Raw genomic sequence first — 14,982 nt, 5'->3', positions numbered from 1 at the left:
AGTATCTAATTTAGGAACTATAAAAAAATTAATGAAAAGAGCCCTGAATAAAAGCTATACATCCTCGGGATCTTTTCTTCTCTAAAGACTATAAAAAATCATACCATACACATCAGTTACTCAAATTTACGTAACATAAGCAACAAAGTTTACGTAAAGAGCCTTTCTTAATAAGTGCGAAGCTCTTTGAATAAGATGTGAGCTTACTTAAGCCCTTCTACCATATTCATAACTAAGTTGGCTGAATGTAAGGCAGCTGTTGGTAAAAATTGTTCGAAAGAGATGTCTGATTCTTTACCAGCTATGTCTGAGAGAGAACGTATTACTACAAAAGGAACCTCAAATTGGTAACAAACTTGGGCAATCGCTGCCGCTTCCATCTCAACTGCATACAAATCGGAAAACTTATCCCGTACCATTGCTACTCGACTAGGGTCGCTCATAAAAGAATCACCAGTAGCAATAAGTCCTTTCACAGTTTGGATATTTTCTATTTTCTGAGCTGCTTTTTCTGCAACGTTCAGAAGATTATTATCTGCTAGAAAAGCTGGTGGTAATTGTGGAACTTGTCCATACTCATAACCAAAAGCTGTTACATCTACATCATGATGACGTACTTCTGTTGAGATCACCACATCCCCAACGTTTAATGACTCTAAAAGTCCACCAGCTGAACCAGTATTTATGACATAGTCTACGTGAAAACGATCAAGTAGAATTGACGTACTCATTGCTGCATTTACTTTGCCAATTCCTGACTTCAGTAATACAACTTCAACTCCATGTAAATGACCCTCTGTAAATTCACATCCAGCAATAACACTTACTTGTTCGTTGTTAATGTTATCTCTTAAGATGATGACCTCTTCTTCCATGGCACCTATAATTCCTATTTTCATCTTGGTTTCCCTCTTTTCTATATTCCACTATTACTCTTATACCATTTCTCCGCATCACGAGGATATACTAAAACTCCATTCAATATTGTAACATATTCAACAGCAAAACCATTTACTGCAATAATCCAGCTCCACTGCTAGTGAAAGTAAACTTGACCAGTGAAATCAGGTGGAGACTATACTCCACCTGATTAAAAGATCCCACTTATAGAAATGGGGGAAAAATTCCTTAATATAAATTTAGATCAATTCAGGTCAAAAAGCCCATTATACACATTTCTATACCCCGAATTCATTCAATTGCTTCTAATTTATCATAGAAATTATTTCTTAGCAATTTGCAAGCATATCATCGTTAATATTATCGTAAAAGAGCAAAATATAATATTTTCGTACAGTCTCACATTTGATAAAATGGACGATACATACAATTGTGGAAGGGTGTCAGTAAAATGGATTTTTCTTTAGATATACTCAAAGATAAGGTTGAATTTTTTGAAGCTCAAGATTTAGCAACATTAGAAAAAAAAGTAAATGAACAAATCGAAGTTAATAAAGCTATCTTATTAGAGCTCCATCATATTTCTCATCAAATGCAGTTTGATCAAGACGGTAGAAGATATTTTAGTGCAGTCGTTCACTTTAAACGCAGCAATTAAATGAAATCTTTTTCTTTTATCTCTAAAAGATACTAGAACTCATCTTAGTAAACTTGGACATTGATTCAAATATAGACTAATTTGATGTAATTTCTTTCGTAAACTTTGTTGTCTATTTCTAAAAATGGACAGTATGATAAGTTTTATGAAAGCTCAGTAATTGCAAAAGTTGAGAAGGTGCCGAAGCTAGATTTTTACGTGCTTATATCTCAGAGCGAAAATGGGAAATTCATCCTTGAAATAAAATAAACCGCCTTTGCATACAGCAAATGGCGGTTTATACTTAACCTTCTGAGGATTCCTCGCTCGATTCGTCCTCTTTTTTATTGTACTCATTCTCTTGTAATTGCTCTACTTTAGTAGGCTTCCAGCCTTCATTGTCTACCCATTCCATATATACTTTGTAAATTAAGCTCCCGTCAACATTTGAACTAATTGTAGCCAAAGATTTATTGTGACCGTCATTTCCTAAAAACCACAAAGTATAATCTTCTTTAGCAATTCCTGTAGCATAACTTACCGCTTTTTCCATCTCAACCCAGTCCACTGAATCGTCCTCATAAACAGCTCCAATATGATCTGTTTGCTCCGTACCGACTGGTTGCCATGAATCACTAGTTATTGTTTTTATAATGTTAGTATCTTCGCTAGCAGTTGTTTCCTCTAAATCTGTAACTGGTTCAGGTGAACTATCCTCAGCTGTTTGCTCGTTAGTTTCAGAAGTATTGTTGTCATCTTCGTTAGATACTGCTCCGTTGTTTTCTTCTATAATACTAGTTTCACCGTTTTCTTCTAGATTATTTTCGTTATTATCTATGTCATTATTATTATCATCAGCTTCATCATTTGTTGAGTTAGTTTCTTGAGACTCATCATCATCCGCTATTCCAACAGCTGCATCACCATTATCTTGTTGCTCAATACTATCTGATGCAACTGGATCACTAACTTTGGAAAATAGCAGCTTTCCTCCAAGGAAAACAATTAATAAAATGACTATCCCAATTAGAATATTTAATAGTAAATTTCCTCTCTTACGCCTTTTATTCCTTTCGTAGCGAGGTCCCTCATATAAATCTTCAATATTTCCCCTCACAAAAAGTCCTCCTTACTCTTATATGTATATGTCTAATTGTATCATTAGATAGGTACCTATTATATAATTTTATGAGCTACCTTCTTCAATTTCATATATTGTTTCAATTATTTCATAGAAGACATCATTTGTCACAGCATTGTTTTCTTGTTGTTTTAAATCAACTACAACAAGTGCATATTTGGGATTTTGCACAGGAAAATACCCCGCAAACCATTTATTATGTAATTCCTCACCATTATCATTCTTAATACCTAGTTGAGCTGTTCCTGATTTACCAGCGACCTCATATGAATTCCCTTGAAACGCCCTTCCTGTACCTTCCAAAACAACTGTACGGAGAAGTTGCTGTAATTTTAAAATCGTATAAGGTGAAAGGGGTTGATTGTCTTTAACTGTTTGTATAGGAAATGAATATAGTGTTGTTTCATTTTTATATAGTATATCACTGACTACTCTTACTTGCAGCTCTTTACCACCTCTTGCAATTGTAGCCATCATATTTGCAATAGCCAATGGCGTAACTTTAACATTTTTTTGTCCATTTGCAGTTTGTGCAATAGCTTTCGGAGATGTCTTATCAGATTCTTCAAACCATATCGTTCCTGTCCCTGCGTATGGCAGTTGGTTAAAATCTTCAAAATGAAATACATCCCCATTCCAAATTACAGGATTTATTAAACCTAGTTTAGTAGCATATACTTCAATACTTTGCGAGCTTAATTCCATAAGCTCTTGAGCTAATACTGAAAATGTATAATTACAACTATTAGCAAAGCTTTCCTCAAAGTTTAACATACCAGAAAGATACTGTGACTTACCCTCTCCATACATATCTAAGTCACAATCAAATACACGATTCGATTGTAATAAATTGTGTTCAATCGCTGCAGCAGCAATAACTGGTTTAAACACAGATCCTGGGGTTTGCACTGTTAACATTCTATTTTCTAATGCATCATCCACGTACGGGTCTGAATGATTAATTGATGGTACACTTACCATTGCAACCACGTCATTTGTATCTATATCAATTAATACTAGGCCACCATCATTAAGTTGGTGTTTGTTCACAATTTTTTCTGCTGCAATTTGAATTTCTTTGTCAATCGTTGTTTTGATAGTTACAGGGTAAAAAGGGTTTGCTGGCTCAGTATATTTTACTTCTAAGCCAAACAACGGTCCATTTTTTCCATCTACATGATACAGGAGCTTAGATTGTGCTTCTGGCAAGACAAATTCATTAAACTGTTTTTGCAGACCAGAAATACCACCTTTTAGACTAATCGATTTTGCTCCTTTGACTTCTTCACTTTGTACTGATGCTTGCTCATATTCACGTACTAAACCAATTAAATGTTCTGCAATTTTGTCTGGCATTTCATTCTGCCGATTCACAGCAAAAACACCTGGGATCTTCAAATTATTTATCTCTGTCATTTGAGTATCTGTTAAGGTAAATGCCTTCCCCTCTTCAAATACAATAGGTTCGTTTGCAGTTTTTACTGCCACATTTAACTTTTCTGGAGACACATTTATTAAACGAGCAACTTGTTCGATTGGCCAGTCCATATTCTTGAGAAATGGAAATAAAATTAAGCTAGGCTGATTAACATATGTTAATGGTTCATTATTTTTATCAACAAACTTCCCACGTCCTTGGTCAATTACAACCTGCTGAGTGCGTTGTGAAACACTTGCTTCTAATAAATTGATTTTGTGCTTTGAAAACTCTTCTGTTTGAATAAGCTGGATTTGTATAAGTCTAATGATCAGGGCTATGATAAAAATAATTACAACAACAGATAAATTTATGGTTCTTTTTCTAACATGCATAAAAAAACACCTCATCAACAGTTTTGACAAGGTGTTTCGGATTAAAACCTATTGGACGGATACTATTTTCACTAACATTTCTCCACCAGGCGTTTGAACTTGTACTTCTTCACCTATTTGCTTGCCAATTAGACTTTTGGCAATAGGTGAGTCATTTGAGATCTTCCCTTCAAATGGATCAGCTTCAGCACTACCTACGATCGTATACGTTTCTTCTTCACCATCCGGTAGTTCAACAAATGTAACAGATTTTCCTATAGAAACCATATTTGAATTACTGGAGTCTTCTTCAATAATTTTGGCATTTCTAATCATATTTTCAATTGTTGTAATTCTTCCTTCAACAAATGCTTGTTCTTCCTTTGCTGAATCATACTCAGAATTCTCAGAAAGGTCACCAAAACTACGTGCAATTTTTATACGTTCAACTACCTCTTTACGACGTACTGATTTTAAAGTTTCTAATTCCTGCTCTAATTTTTCCTTACCTGCTGCTGTCATTGGAAATACTTTTTCAGCTGCCATTCCCTTCACTCCTCTTGTTATTAACGATCAAAGTTTGAATTATTCTAACATATGTACAATTACCATTTACGAATATCTTAAAGACGACAATTTTAATGATAATTAATCACGTATCATTAAAATTGTCATGCCAAAGATATGAATATTATACAATGATTGCATTTACATTTATCTATGCTATCGTATTACAAAATAGACTTTTGTTCAAGAATTGTTTGAATTTTTGTTACCATTAGGTCAATTGCAACATGATTACGTCCCCCTTCAGGGATGATTATGTCAGCATAACGTTTCGATGGTTCAATAAATTGATTGTGCATAGGGCGTACTACAGACACATATTGATCAATGACTGAATCTACAGTTCGTCCTCTCTCCTTAATATCCCTCAATATTCGACGTGTAATCCTTATATCTGCATCAGTATCTACATATAGCTTAATATCCATATAATTCCTCAAGCGTTCATCTTCTAAAACTAACATGCCTTCAAGGATAATGACATCTTTTGGTTCAACAAGGATAACCTCTTCTGATCTTGTATCAATTGTAAAATCATATACTGGCTTGTTAATGCTTTCAAATGCAAGCAGCGATTCTATATGATCAATTAGTAAATCGTTGTCAAATGCTAACGGATGATCATAATTTGTTTTACGTCGTTCTTCTATAGATAAATTACTTTGGTCTTTGTAATAGTAGTCTTGCTCAAGGATTAAAATCGAATGCTCTTTCAAATGCTCGTAAATTGCTTTAGTAACACTTGTTTTCCCAGAGCCAGAACCTCCAGCTACACCTATTACCACCGGCTTCTTCCCCATCTTAGTTCTCCTTTCGCATCATGTTGTTCGGGAAGACATCCTTGTCCACTCTAAATTTAATGATTTGTAGTGGATGTCTTGCTGCATCCAGAACGTTCCCATCCTCATCCCAAATTTCTTCGATTTTTTGAGTGAAATTTTCAATTTCTGGCCCAAAAAATTCGATTTCTTCTCCTGGCTTAAAATGATTACGTTGCTGTAAAGTAACTATTTTCGATTCTTGATTGTAGTCCAAAACTAATCCAGCAAAATCAAATGCTGTTTTCTTGCTATGATTTCCATACATTTGTTCTTTATACCCCGGTACACCCTCAAAAAATGCTGGAGCTGTTTCACGATTGGCACATTTATCAAGTTCTTCAAGCCATTCTTGTTTAATAGTAAAATGATCTGGATCAGCACAATAAGCGTCAATAATTTTTCGATACACGCTTACTACAGTAGCTACATAATGAATTGACTTCATACGACCTTCAATTTTTAAACTGTCAATACCTAAGTCAATCATTTTTGGAATTGATTCAACTAACTTTAAATCTTTCGGACTCATTGCAAATGGTGCGTCATTTTCTTCAAACAATGCCACTTCATCATCATTTGAGTTAAGGCTATACAAGTCATAATCCCATCTACAAGATTGGCAACAACCTCCACGGTTAGAATCACGTGCAGTCATATGATTACTTAACGTACAACGCCCTGAATAGGAAATACACATTGCCCCATGAATAAATGTCTCAATTTCAATATCTGTCTTTTCTTTAATTTCTCTTATCTCTTCCGCACTCGTTTCACGACCTAATACTACACGCTCCAGCCCTTCTTCTTTCCAAAATTGAACTGCCTTCCAGTTAGAAAGTGATTGCTGTGTACTTAAATGGACCTCTAACTTAGGAGCAACTAGTCGACATGTTTCGATAATTAACGGATCAGCAACGATAATTCCTGTTACACCAGCACTTTGAAGCCCTTGTAAATATTCTTCTAAACCATCAATATTTTCATTATGAGCATAAATATTTGTAGTTACATATATTTTAGCACCATAATCATTGGCGAACTTAACCCCTTCTGCCATTTCTTCATGAGAGAAATTATCGGCATTGGAACGTAAGCCATATTCTTGACCTCCAATATACACCGCATCTGCTCCGTAATGAACAGCTATTTTTAACTTTTCTAAATTACCTGCTGGGGCTAGTAACTCAGGCTTTTTAGTAATAACTCTTTGGCCATTAATCATAGCAGAAATTCCATCTTTTAATGCAACCATAATTACTACCTCCTTTTATGTCTAGCTTTTCTTTTGTTCTAGCATTAGCACCTATCTCCTTGGAGTCATAAGCCAAGCCGCTAAGATGGTTATAAAAACAACCTTCCTGCGACTTTTCTTATGCTTGTCACCGATATGCATGTGCCTTCCGCTTTTCTCTTGTCTAGCTCCAACGCCTATTCCCTCGAGGTCACTTCGTCTAATCACACGAAGGCAAACTACGCCTTCTTGTGATTTGACTCCAGTGCTTGTCGGGAATGAACGAGGCGCTTCCGCTTTTCTCTTGTCTAGCTCCAACGCCTATTCCCTCGAGGTCACTTCGTCTAATCACACGAAGGCAAACTACGCCTTCTTGTGATTTGACTCCAGTGCTTGTCGGGAATGAACGAGGCGCTTCCGCTTTTCTCTTGTCTAGCTCCAACGCCTATTCCCTCGAGGTCACTTCGTCTAATCACACGAAGGCAAACTACGCCTTCTTGTGATTTGACTCCAGTGCTTGTCGGGAATGAACGAGGCGCTTCCGCTTTTCTTTAATAAACTGTTTCTTTGAAGAAAAACCCACTATCTAACGGGCGATTCTGGGGTTGTATCTTTTCAATTTCTTCAATAAGCTGGTCTTTTTGTTCTTCGTATTGCTCTCGATCTTTGGCACACAAATCCATCGCATATCGATATTTTCTTGTAACCTCTAGTAAATATTGAGGTGATTTTAATACTCCATCAATTTTAAAGCTATCTATTCCAGCATCAATCATTTCTTCTAACTCATCTATTATAGAAATATCATTTGGACTCATAATATGTGTTCCATTTGTGTCTTCGAAGATTGGATATTTGTTGTTTCTTTCATTATCGTGTAGAAATAAATTTTTATTATTACTATCGTTCTTTACTTCCATAGACTTACCTTGGAATTCAAAGTAGTTACCAATCAATGAACGTTTTGAATGAAACATACATGTCATACCATGGACTTGTACCTCTAGCTTCACTTTCGCATGTTCCTTCATTTCAAGGATCGCATCCATATTTAACTCTCTAGCTAGGACAGCACGTTCAGCACCTTTTCTTCCCCAATAGTTGCATGTATACCAGTTAGTAGCTGTTGTTTCTGTGTTCCAATGCAACCTCATATTTGGTGCGATCTCTTTCACAGTCATTAACACAGCAGGATCACCGAAGACAATTGCATCTACCCCAACTTCATTTAAATAAGAAATGTAGTCTGGTAGTTCACCAATTTTGTCGTTATGATATATGCCATTCATAGCTACATATACTTTTCTATTTTTCACATGGGCGATTTGTACTACTTCTTTAATATCATTTCTACTAAATTCCCCAGCTAATCTTAAACCATACCTTTGTTCACCTATAATAAAAGCATCAGCCCCTGCTTGAATAAGTGGTTCAATATCTTCCACACAAGTAGGGGTAACTAATAATTCTGGTATCTTCATTTTTTAGTCACCTCTTCGCTTACTAATTGCCATGCCATCTCCTACTGGTAATATAGTTGTGTCATATAAAGGGTTCTTCATTAACCACTCGTTATAATTTCTTATTTTGCTAATAAGTTGATTAGTACGCTTATTTTCTGTATCAATTTTGGAAGCTACAAAACCTTTATATAAAACATTATCAGTAATGATTATTGTATCTTGTGAGAGCATAGGGCTATACATTTCAAAAAAACGTTTATATTGCCCTTTTGCTGCATCTATAAATAACAAATCAAATGGACCTCTATGTTTCACTTGTTCCTCTAGTTCAAGGGCATTGCCAAATAAAATATCTATTTGCTTTGAACGTCCGCTCTTTTTTACGAAATCAAGTGCAGTGTCATATCTTTGTTTATGACGTTCAACCGTTACAATTTCTGCATGTGGCAAAGTTAATGCCATCCTTATAGCAGAATAGCCAATCGCCGTTCCAATTTCCAAAATTTTTTTGGGTTGCGCAATACGTAATATTTGTAGTATTGCTTCTATTCCAACGAGCTCCATTATCGGGACATGGTGCTCATTTGCATACTGCTCCATTTCGTGTATTAAAGGGGGCCTCTCTTTTACGAGACTCTCTAAATAGGTATTCACTAGCTCGACATCCACGCTATGCTACCTCATTCCTCTAGATTATCATTTTTCCATTAGACTGTTTTCGCGTTAATTGTTGTTTTCGTACTAAGAATATAAACTCGTTACATCTAACGTTCGTGTGATCTTTGCATCTTTAAAACGATACAAACTTATAAAACCACTTCTTACAATTCTAATTTAGTAACAAAAGCAATAAACTTTTCGAAAAGAGCCTTAAAAAAAGAAGAGTTCGACAAAAGAACTCCCAACAACTCGATATATTTTACCATAACAACAAGGGGATTGCGAATTATTCTCCGCCTCCCCTTTAATTACCATTTTTTATACATATAATTTTTCGATCTCTTAGTCATTCGTAATATATTGTGCTTTTAGAGCATTATGTTCTTCAAGTGTTTTTGCATAAAAGACATCTCCCGATGGAGCTGCTAAGAAATATAGGTAGTCTGTACTTGCTGGATTCAATGCAGCAATGATAGACATTTCCCCTGCATTAGCAATCGGACCAGGAGGTAAACCAGCATGCATATAAGTGTTATATGGAGAATTCACTTCTAAATCTTCGTATAGTACGCGCTCCTTATGCTTTCCTAATGCGTATAACACTGTAGGGTCGGTTTGTAACGGCATACCAATATCCATTCGATTGTAAAATACACTAGATATCTGTTCTCTGTCAGTTTTTGCTGTAGCTTCCTCTTCAATTAATGATGCCATTGTTAAGACTGTGTGTGCAGACATTCCTAACCCTGCAATTTCTGCATCATAAGTTAATAATACTTCTTGTGTTTTAGCTAACATTTTTTCTACAATATCCTCAATAGAAGGATCTTCTTTGTAAAAATCGTAAGTTGCTGGGAAGAGATATCCTTCAAGGGGATATTTAATATTTTCACCTAGAATTTCTTCCGTCAAGAGATCAGGATAGCGAGATTGAAGCGTTGCTATATACTCTTTGTCTGTAAGTTTTGCCATCACTTCATCTTCAGAATAATTCGTTTTCTCTGCAATTATTTTACCGATTTGTGATAGTTGTTTACCTTCAGGAATCGTTACTTTAAAAACAACATCTTGTATAACTACACCGGTTTTAATACTATCGATCAACTCTTGAAAAGTCATTGACTGACTCAATTCATAGTCTCCAGCTTGAAAACCTGATTCATTTTTAAACTTAATATAATAGCGAAATATTTTAGCATCTTTTATAAGACCGTTTTCCTCTAATATATTTGCAATAGCAGTTGATGAAGAACCAATCGGTATCGTAATATTAACAGTTTCCTTATTCTCCGGGTCTACCGGTTGTAGAGCTGATTTTATATATACATAGCCGCCTCCAATAACTCCAGCTATTACAATTAATAAAATTAAGGTGATAACAAGTACAATTCTTCTAACAATTTTAGCTTCTTTATGTTGTTCTATAATTTTTTCCTGCTTTTCATTACGTGTTTCTTTCTCAGACATATCGTGTCCTCCTTTCACTCGAACTATTATACTACATTTTTTTTATCATTCGCCATTTGCTTACAAAATTATTCTAATCTTAACAGGTAAAATGAGTTAAGTGTTATCGTAAAATAATAATGTAATCGTAATTTTCAGAAAACATAAGTGCATCACTCATCCTAGACAAGCACTTGAGGTCATTCATTTGAATGCATTTTGCCTTCAGGAAAAAAGATAAAGTGACTTTCAGGTGTAAAGCCATGTGTATAAAAAAGACTGTTTTCGCATAGATGTATGATATATACGCACGTATACATATAGCTTTCGTGACATCTTTTCTTCTGTAAAACGATGACTAACATACAAAACCACTTTTTATGGCACTAATTTTATACGAAAAGAACCGTAAATAATGATAAACATCATGCAGGAAATATAGTTCAGAGAAATCTCACTTTTTTATCTGTTAAAATAGATCAGGCCGACTCTAATTTGCAGCTAAAGAGCTACAATTAGAGTCAGCCTGATCCTTATCTGTAATAATAACTAAATTTACGCTTCATCTTCGTTTTCATCAAGGAATGTATTTAGCATTTCTTCAACCATATCCCACTCTTCATCAGTTTCAATAGGCTGTAATTCACCATCTTTATTGTCATCACTCGGAACAAAGCTTGATGCATGAATTTCTATATCCTCATCTTCATCATGGTCTGCTCCAACTGGATAATATAGTACATATGATTTACCAAATTCAGCATTTTCAAATGTAAATAACACTTTACATAGCTGTTCATTTCCGTTTTCATCTACTACCGTTATTTGATCTTCGTTGTGTGTCATACTTTCACCTCATTAGTTTTTACTGTCCAAATATCCTTGTAAAATCATCACTGCTGCCATTTTGTCAATGACTTTTTTTCTTTTCTTACGACTAACATCTGCACTTAATAATACACGTTCAGCAGCCATCGTAGATAAACGCTCGTCCCATAATTGGGTTTCAAGTTGAAATGTTTCTTCAATCAATTTAGCAAATGCTATACAAGCTTCGCCCCTTGGACCAACTGTACCATTCATATTTTTAGGAAAGCCGACAACAATTTTCTGAACTTCATATTGTTGTATGAGTTCTTTTAGACGGTCCAACCTAAATTCATTTCTCTCTTCGTCGATTTTAATTGTTTCGATACCTTGGGCAGTCCAACCCATTTCGTCACTTACAGCTACCCCTATCGTTTTAGTACCGACGTCTAATCCAAGGATTCGCATATACTTACTCCTTACGGTGATGCTCTAAATAAGATTTAACTAACTCCTCAATCAATTCATCACGTTCAATTTGTCTTATAATGTTCCTAGCGTCTTTATGACGAGGAATATAGGCAGGATCGCCAGATAATAAATATCCTACAACTTGGTTAATTGGATTGTAACCTTTGTCTTGCAAAGCATCATAAACTGTAAACAGTACATCTTTTACATTTGTTTCGACAGGTTCTTCTGAAAAATTAAATTGCATTGTTTTATCGAACGAGCTCATTATATGCACCTCACCCTCAAGATCCGACTGTTGAATCTGTCAAGTTTTTCATACTTACATTGTACACTAAATCTATAAATTATAAAACGGATTTAACCCATTCTTCAACATAGTTTAATGCACTTTCAAGTTTATTCGGGTCTTTTCCACCTGCTTGTGCCATATCAGGTCGACCACCACCACCACCGCCACAGCGTGTAGCTACTTCTTTGACTACTTTGCCAGCATGGTAGCCCTTTTGAATCAAATCCTTTGTAACACCGGCTACTATATTCACTTTATCATCAGTAATAGCACCTAAGACAACAACGGCTGAGCCTAAATTTTGTTTTAATTCATCAACCATTGAGCGTAAATTATTCATATCTGCTGCATCTACAATACTCGTTAGAACCGAAACTCCATTCACATCTTTAACTGCATTGACTAAATTACTTGCTTCAATATTTCCTAGCTTTGCCGATAAGGATTCATTTTCACGCTGAAGCATACGTAATTCGGATGTCAAAGTTTCAATTCTGCTCGTAACATCCTTCGGATTTACTTTTAATTTGTTTGCAGCTTCATGTAATAACTGAACTTGCTCATTAATCACTTGATATGCTCCTTGACCCGTAACGGCTTCTATACGCCTTGTTCCAGCACCAATACCTGATTCTGAAATGACCTTGAATAAACCGATGACCGAAGTATTCGGTACATGGCAACCACCACATAGCTCTAAACTGTAGTCACCAACTTGAACAACACGTACAACCTCTCCATATTTTTCACCGAAAAGTGCCATTGCACCCATCTCTTTTGCTTCATCAAGTGACTTATAGTCAATTTGAACTGCAATGCTTTTCCAAATTTGTTCATTAACAATGGACTCAATTTGATCCAATTCTTCCTGTGTCACTTGACCAAAATGTGAAAAGTCAAATCGCAGACGATCAGCATTTACCAATGAACCAGCTTGATTAACATGTTTTCCTAATACATCTTTCAACGCTTGGTGAAGAAGGTGAGTAGCTGTATGATTCTTAATAATATTTGACCGTTTTTCTTCATTTATTATCGCTTCAAATGCTTGACCTTTTTGTAGTGTTCCTTTTTCAACGATAACATGATGAATATTTTGTCCATTTGGAGCTTTTTGAACATCTTTTACTTTTACTACAGTATCTTTATTTTCAAATAATCCCTGGTCAGCAATCTGCCCACCACTTTCAGCATAAAAAGGTGTTTTATCCACGATAATTTGTGCCTCTTGCCCTTGTTCTATACGTTCAACAAAGTCACCATCATTAACAATTATTTCAATTTTACTTTCAGCTTTTGTTTTATCATATCCAACAAAGCTACTTTCAACCTTAACGTCACCTAACACTCCGCCTTGCACTTGCATTGAATCAACATCTTGACGAGCAGCACGGGCTCGTTCACGTTGGAGCTCCATCTCTTTTTCAAATCCTGCATGATCAACCTTCATATGTTCATCTTCTGCATATTCCTCAGTAAGCTCAACTGGAAAACCGTATGTATCATATAAACGAAACACATCTGTTCCAGAAATTATATCACTGCCATTTTCTTTTTCTTTTTTAATTACACTAGCTAAAATCGATAAGCCATCGTTAAGTGTTTCATGGAAACGTTCTTCTTCATTTTTCACAACTTTTTGGATAAATTCAGTCTTAGCCTTTACTTCCGGGTAAAAATCAACCATGATTTCTGCTACGGTTGGTACAAGCTCAAACATAAACGGTCGTTGGATATTAATTTTCTTTGCGTAACGCACAGCTCGACGTAATAAACGGCGCAATACATAACCTCTTCCTTCATTTGATGGAAGTGCACCATCACTTACAGCAAACGTAACCGTGCGAATATGGTCAGCAATTACTTTAAATGCAACATCTTTTGAACTGTCTTGACGGTATTTTTCATTTGAGATATTCTCTGTCGCTTCGATAATTGGCATAAAAAGATCTGTATCAAAGTTGGTAGGAACATCCTGGATAATTGAACACATGCGTTCAAGTCCCATACCTGTATCAATATTTTTCTTTGGTAGGGGAGTATAAGATCCATCAGGATTATGATTAAATTGTGAAAATACTAAATTCCATACTTCTAAATAACGCTCATTTTCTCCACCCGGAAATAATTCAGGGTCATTGGGATCATTCCCAAATTGCTCTCCGCGATCATAAAAAATTTCTGTATTTGGTCCACTTGGTCCTTCACCAATATCCCAAAAATTTTCCTCTAATCGAATAATACGTTCTTTCGGAACACCAACTTCCTTATTCCATATTTCAAACGCCTCATCGTCTTCTGGGTGGATCGTGACAGAGAGCTTTTCTGGATCAAACCCTATCCACTTATCACTTGTTAAGAATTCCCATGCCCAATGAATTGCTTCATTTTTAAAATAATCTCCTATAGAAAAATTTCCTAACATTTCAAAGAAAGTATGATGACGAGCTGTTTGCCCAACGTTTTCGATATCATTTGTTCTAATTGATTTTTGAGCATTACAAATTCTAGGGTTATCTGGAATAACTCTGCCATCAAAATATTTCTTTAATGTAGCAACACCACTATTTATCCATAACAGCGTTTGGTCTTCATGTGGCACTAATGAAGCACTTGGTTCTATTGCATGGTCTTTTTCCTGAAAAAAATCTAAAAACATTTGGCGTACTTCTGCAGAGTTTAGTTTCTTCATGTTAATATCTCCTTTTTATAAATTGTTCAATAAAGCACTGACAAAAAATATTTTACTAATTGA

Annotated in this window: 15 protein-coding genes; 1 reads left to right on the top strand and 14 read right to left on the bottom strand. The window is 35.5% G+C overall.

Annotated features, from left to right (window positions below; all coding sequences use genetic code 11):
* Positions 1 to 203 precede the first annotated feature (203 nt).
* Entirely contained in the window at positions 204 to 899 is a 696-nt protein-coding gene (gene mtnN / locus SLH52_RS03010) for a 5'-methylthioadenosine/S-adenosylhomocysteine nucleosidase (protein ID WP_320207814.1), read from the bottom strand.
* Between the two features lie 452 nt (positions 900 to 1,351).
* Between mtnN and SLH52_RS03005 the strand changes: the two genes are divergently transcribed.
* Positions 1,352 to 1,558 carry a DUF2536 family protein gene (locus SLH52_RS03005; RefSeq protein ID WP_320207813.1) on the top strand — a complete coding sequence of 69 codons (207 nt, stop codon included), beginning with the start codon at positions 1,352 to 1,354 and terminating at the stop codon, positions 1,556 to 1,558.
* Between the two features lie 283 nt (positions 1,559 to 1,841).
* On the opposite strand, the gene SLH52_RS03000 is transcribed toward SLH52_RS03005, so the two are convergent.
* From SLH52_RS03000 to alaS, 13 genes are all read right to left on the bottom strand, one after another.
* The gene (locus SLH52_RS03000; protein WP_320207812.1) at positions 1,842 to 2,654 is read right to left on the bottom strand and encodes a YrrS family protein; all 813 of its coding nucleotides are present in this window, start codon (positions 2,652 to 2,654) and stop codon (positions 1,842 to 1,844) included.
* A gap of 69 nt (positions 2,655 to 2,723) precedes the next feature.
* Entirely contained in the window at positions 2,724 to 4,490 is a 1,767-nt protein-coding gene (locus SLH52_RS02995) for a penicillin-binding transpeptidase domain-containing protein (RefSeq protein WP_320207811.1), read from the bottom strand.
* Between the two features lie 48 nt (positions 4,491 to 4,538).
* A complete protein-coding gene (gene greA, locus SLH52_RS02990; RefSeq protein ID WP_320207810.1) occupies positions 4,539 to 5,015 on the bottom strand; it encodes a transcription elongation factor GreA in 477 nt (158 codons plus the stop codon).
* A gap of 185 nt (positions 5,016 to 5,200) precedes the next feature.
* Positions 5,201 to 5,836 carry a uridine kinase gene (gene udk / locus SLH52_RS02985; RefSeq protein WP_320207809.1) on the bottom strand — a complete coding sequence of 212 codons (636 nt, stop codon included), beginning with the start codon at positions 5,834 to 5,836 and terminating at the stop codon, positions 5,201 to 5,203.
* Between the two features lies 1 nt (position 5,837).
* Positions 5,838 to 7,109, bottom strand: coding sequence for a U32 family peptidase (locus tag SLH52_RS02980; protein WP_320207808.1), 1,272 nt, complete (start codon positions 7,107 to 7,109; stop codon positions 5,838 to 5,840).
* Between the two features lie 51 nt (positions 7,110 to 7,160).
* Entirely contained in the window at positions 7,161 to 7,406 is a 246-nt protein-coding gene (locus SLH52_RS02975; protein ID WP_320207807.1) for a hypothetical protein, read from the bottom strand.
* A 233-nt stretch (positions 7,407 to 7,639) separates the two neighbouring features.
* Positions 7,640 to 8,569 (bottom strand): peptidase U32 family protein, encoded by a 930-nt coding sequence (locus SLH52_RS02970; RefSeq protein ID WP_320207806.1) that lies wholly within the window; start codon positions 8,567 to 8,569, stop codon positions 7,640 to 7,642.
* A 3-nt stretch (positions 8,570 to 8,572) separates the two neighbouring features.
* Positions 8,573 to 9,220 carry an O-methyltransferase gene (locus SLH52_RS02965; RefSeq protein ID WP_320207805.1) on the bottom strand — a complete coding sequence of 216 codons (648 nt, stop codon included), beginning with the start codon at positions 9,218 to 9,220 and terminating at the stop codon, positions 8,573 to 8,575.
* A gap of 333 nt (positions 9,221 to 9,553) precedes the next feature.
* Positions 9,554 to 10,678: an endolytic transglycosylase MltG gene (gene mltG, locus SLH52_RS02960; RefSeq protein WP_320207804.1), complete on the bottom strand. Its 1,125-nt coding sequence runs from the start codon at positions 10,676 to 10,678 to the stop codon at positions 9,554 to 9,556.
* Between the two features lie 534 nt (positions 10,679 to 11,212).
* Entirely contained in the window at positions 11,213 to 11,503 is a 291-nt protein-coding gene (locus SLH52_RS02955) for a DUF1292 domain-containing protein (protein WP_320207803.1), read from the bottom strand.
* A 12-nt stretch (positions 11,504 to 11,515) separates the two neighbouring features.
* Complete coding sequence (gene ruvX, locus SLH52_RS02950; protein WP_320207802.1) at positions 11,516 to 11,932, bottom strand: Holliday junction resolvase RuvX; 417 nt, start codon at positions 11,930 to 11,932, stop codon at positions 11,516 to 11,518.
* 4 nt (positions 11,933 to 11,936) lie between these two features.
* Positions 11,937 to 12,203 carry an IreB family regulatory phosphoprotein gene (locus tag SLH52_RS02945; RefSeq protein ID WP_214480390.1) on the bottom strand — a complete coding sequence of 89 codons (267 nt, stop codon included), beginning with the start codon at positions 12,201 to 12,203 and terminating at the stop codon, positions 11,937 to 11,939.
* Positions 12,204 to 12,282: 79 nt separating this feature from the next.
* On the bottom strand, positions 12,283 to 14,919 hold the full coding sequence (alaS, locus tag SLH52_RS02940) for an alanine--tRNA ligase (protein WP_320207801.1): 2,637 nt from the start codon (positions 14,917 to 14,919) through the stop codon (positions 12,283 to 12,285).
* Positions 14,920 to 14,982 lie beyond the last annotated feature (63 nt).

The sequence above is a fragment of the Cytobacillus sp. IB215665 genome (assembly GCF_033963835.1).
Taxonomy (GTDB): Bacteria; Bacillota; Bacilli; order Bacillales; family SM2101; genus Nanhaiella.
Note: the sequence above shows the minus strand (reverse complement) of the source record. Positions and strands in the feature narration are given on the sequence as shown.

What these genes read in the sequence shown, in the direction of transcription:
- SLH52_RS02980 (WP_320207808.1), bottom strand. Translation starts at nt 7,109, where the DNA reads ATGGTTGCATTAAAAGATGGAATTTCTGCTATGATTAATGGCCAAAGA.
- ruvX (WP_320207802.1), bottom strand. Translation starts at nt 11,932, where the DNA reads ATGCGAATCCTTGGATTAGACGTCGGTACTAAAACGATAGGGGTAGCT.
- udk (WP_320207809.1), bottom strand. Translation starts at nt 5,836, where the DNA reads ATGGGGAAGAAGCCGGTGGTAATAGGTGTAGCTGGAGGTTCTGGCTCT.
- alaS (WP_320207801.1), bottom strand. Translation starts at nt 14,919, where the DNA reads ATGAAGAAACTAAACTCTGCAGAAGTACGCCAAATGTTTTTAGATTTT.
- greA (WP_320207810.1), bottom strand. Translation starts at nt 5,015, where the DNA reads ATGGCAGCTGAAAAAGTATTTCCAATGACAGCAGCAGGTAAGGAAAAA.
- SLH52_RS03005 (WP_320207813.1), top strand. Translation starts at nt 1,352, where the DNA reads ATGGATTTTTCTTTAGATATACTCAAAGATAAGGTTGAATTTTTTGAA.
- SLH52_RS02995 (WP_320207811.1), bottom strand. Translation starts at nt 4,490, where the DNA reads ATGCATGTTAGAAAAAGAACCATAAATTTATCTGTTGTTGTAATTATT.
- SLH52_RS02955 (WP_320207803.1), bottom strand. Translation starts at nt 11,503, where the DNA reads ATGACACACAACGAAGATCAAATAACGGTAGTAGATGAAAACGGAAAT.
- SLH52_RS02945 (WP_214480390.1), bottom strand. Translation starts at nt 12,203, where the DNA reads ATGAGCTCGTTCGATAAAACAATGCAATTTAATTTTTCAGAAGAACCT.
- mltG (WP_320207804.1), bottom strand. Translation starts at nt 10,678, where the DNA reads ATGTCTGAGAAAGAAACACGTAATGAAAAGCAGGAAAAAATTATAGAA.
- mtnN (WP_320207814.1), bottom strand. Translation starts at nt 899, where the DNA reads ATGAAAATAGGAATTATAGGTGCCATGGAAGAAGAGGTCATCATCTTA.
- SLH52_RS02970 (WP_320207806.1), bottom strand. Translation starts at nt 8,569, where the DNA reads ATGAAGATACCAGAATTATTAGTTACCCCTACTTGTGTGGAAGATATT.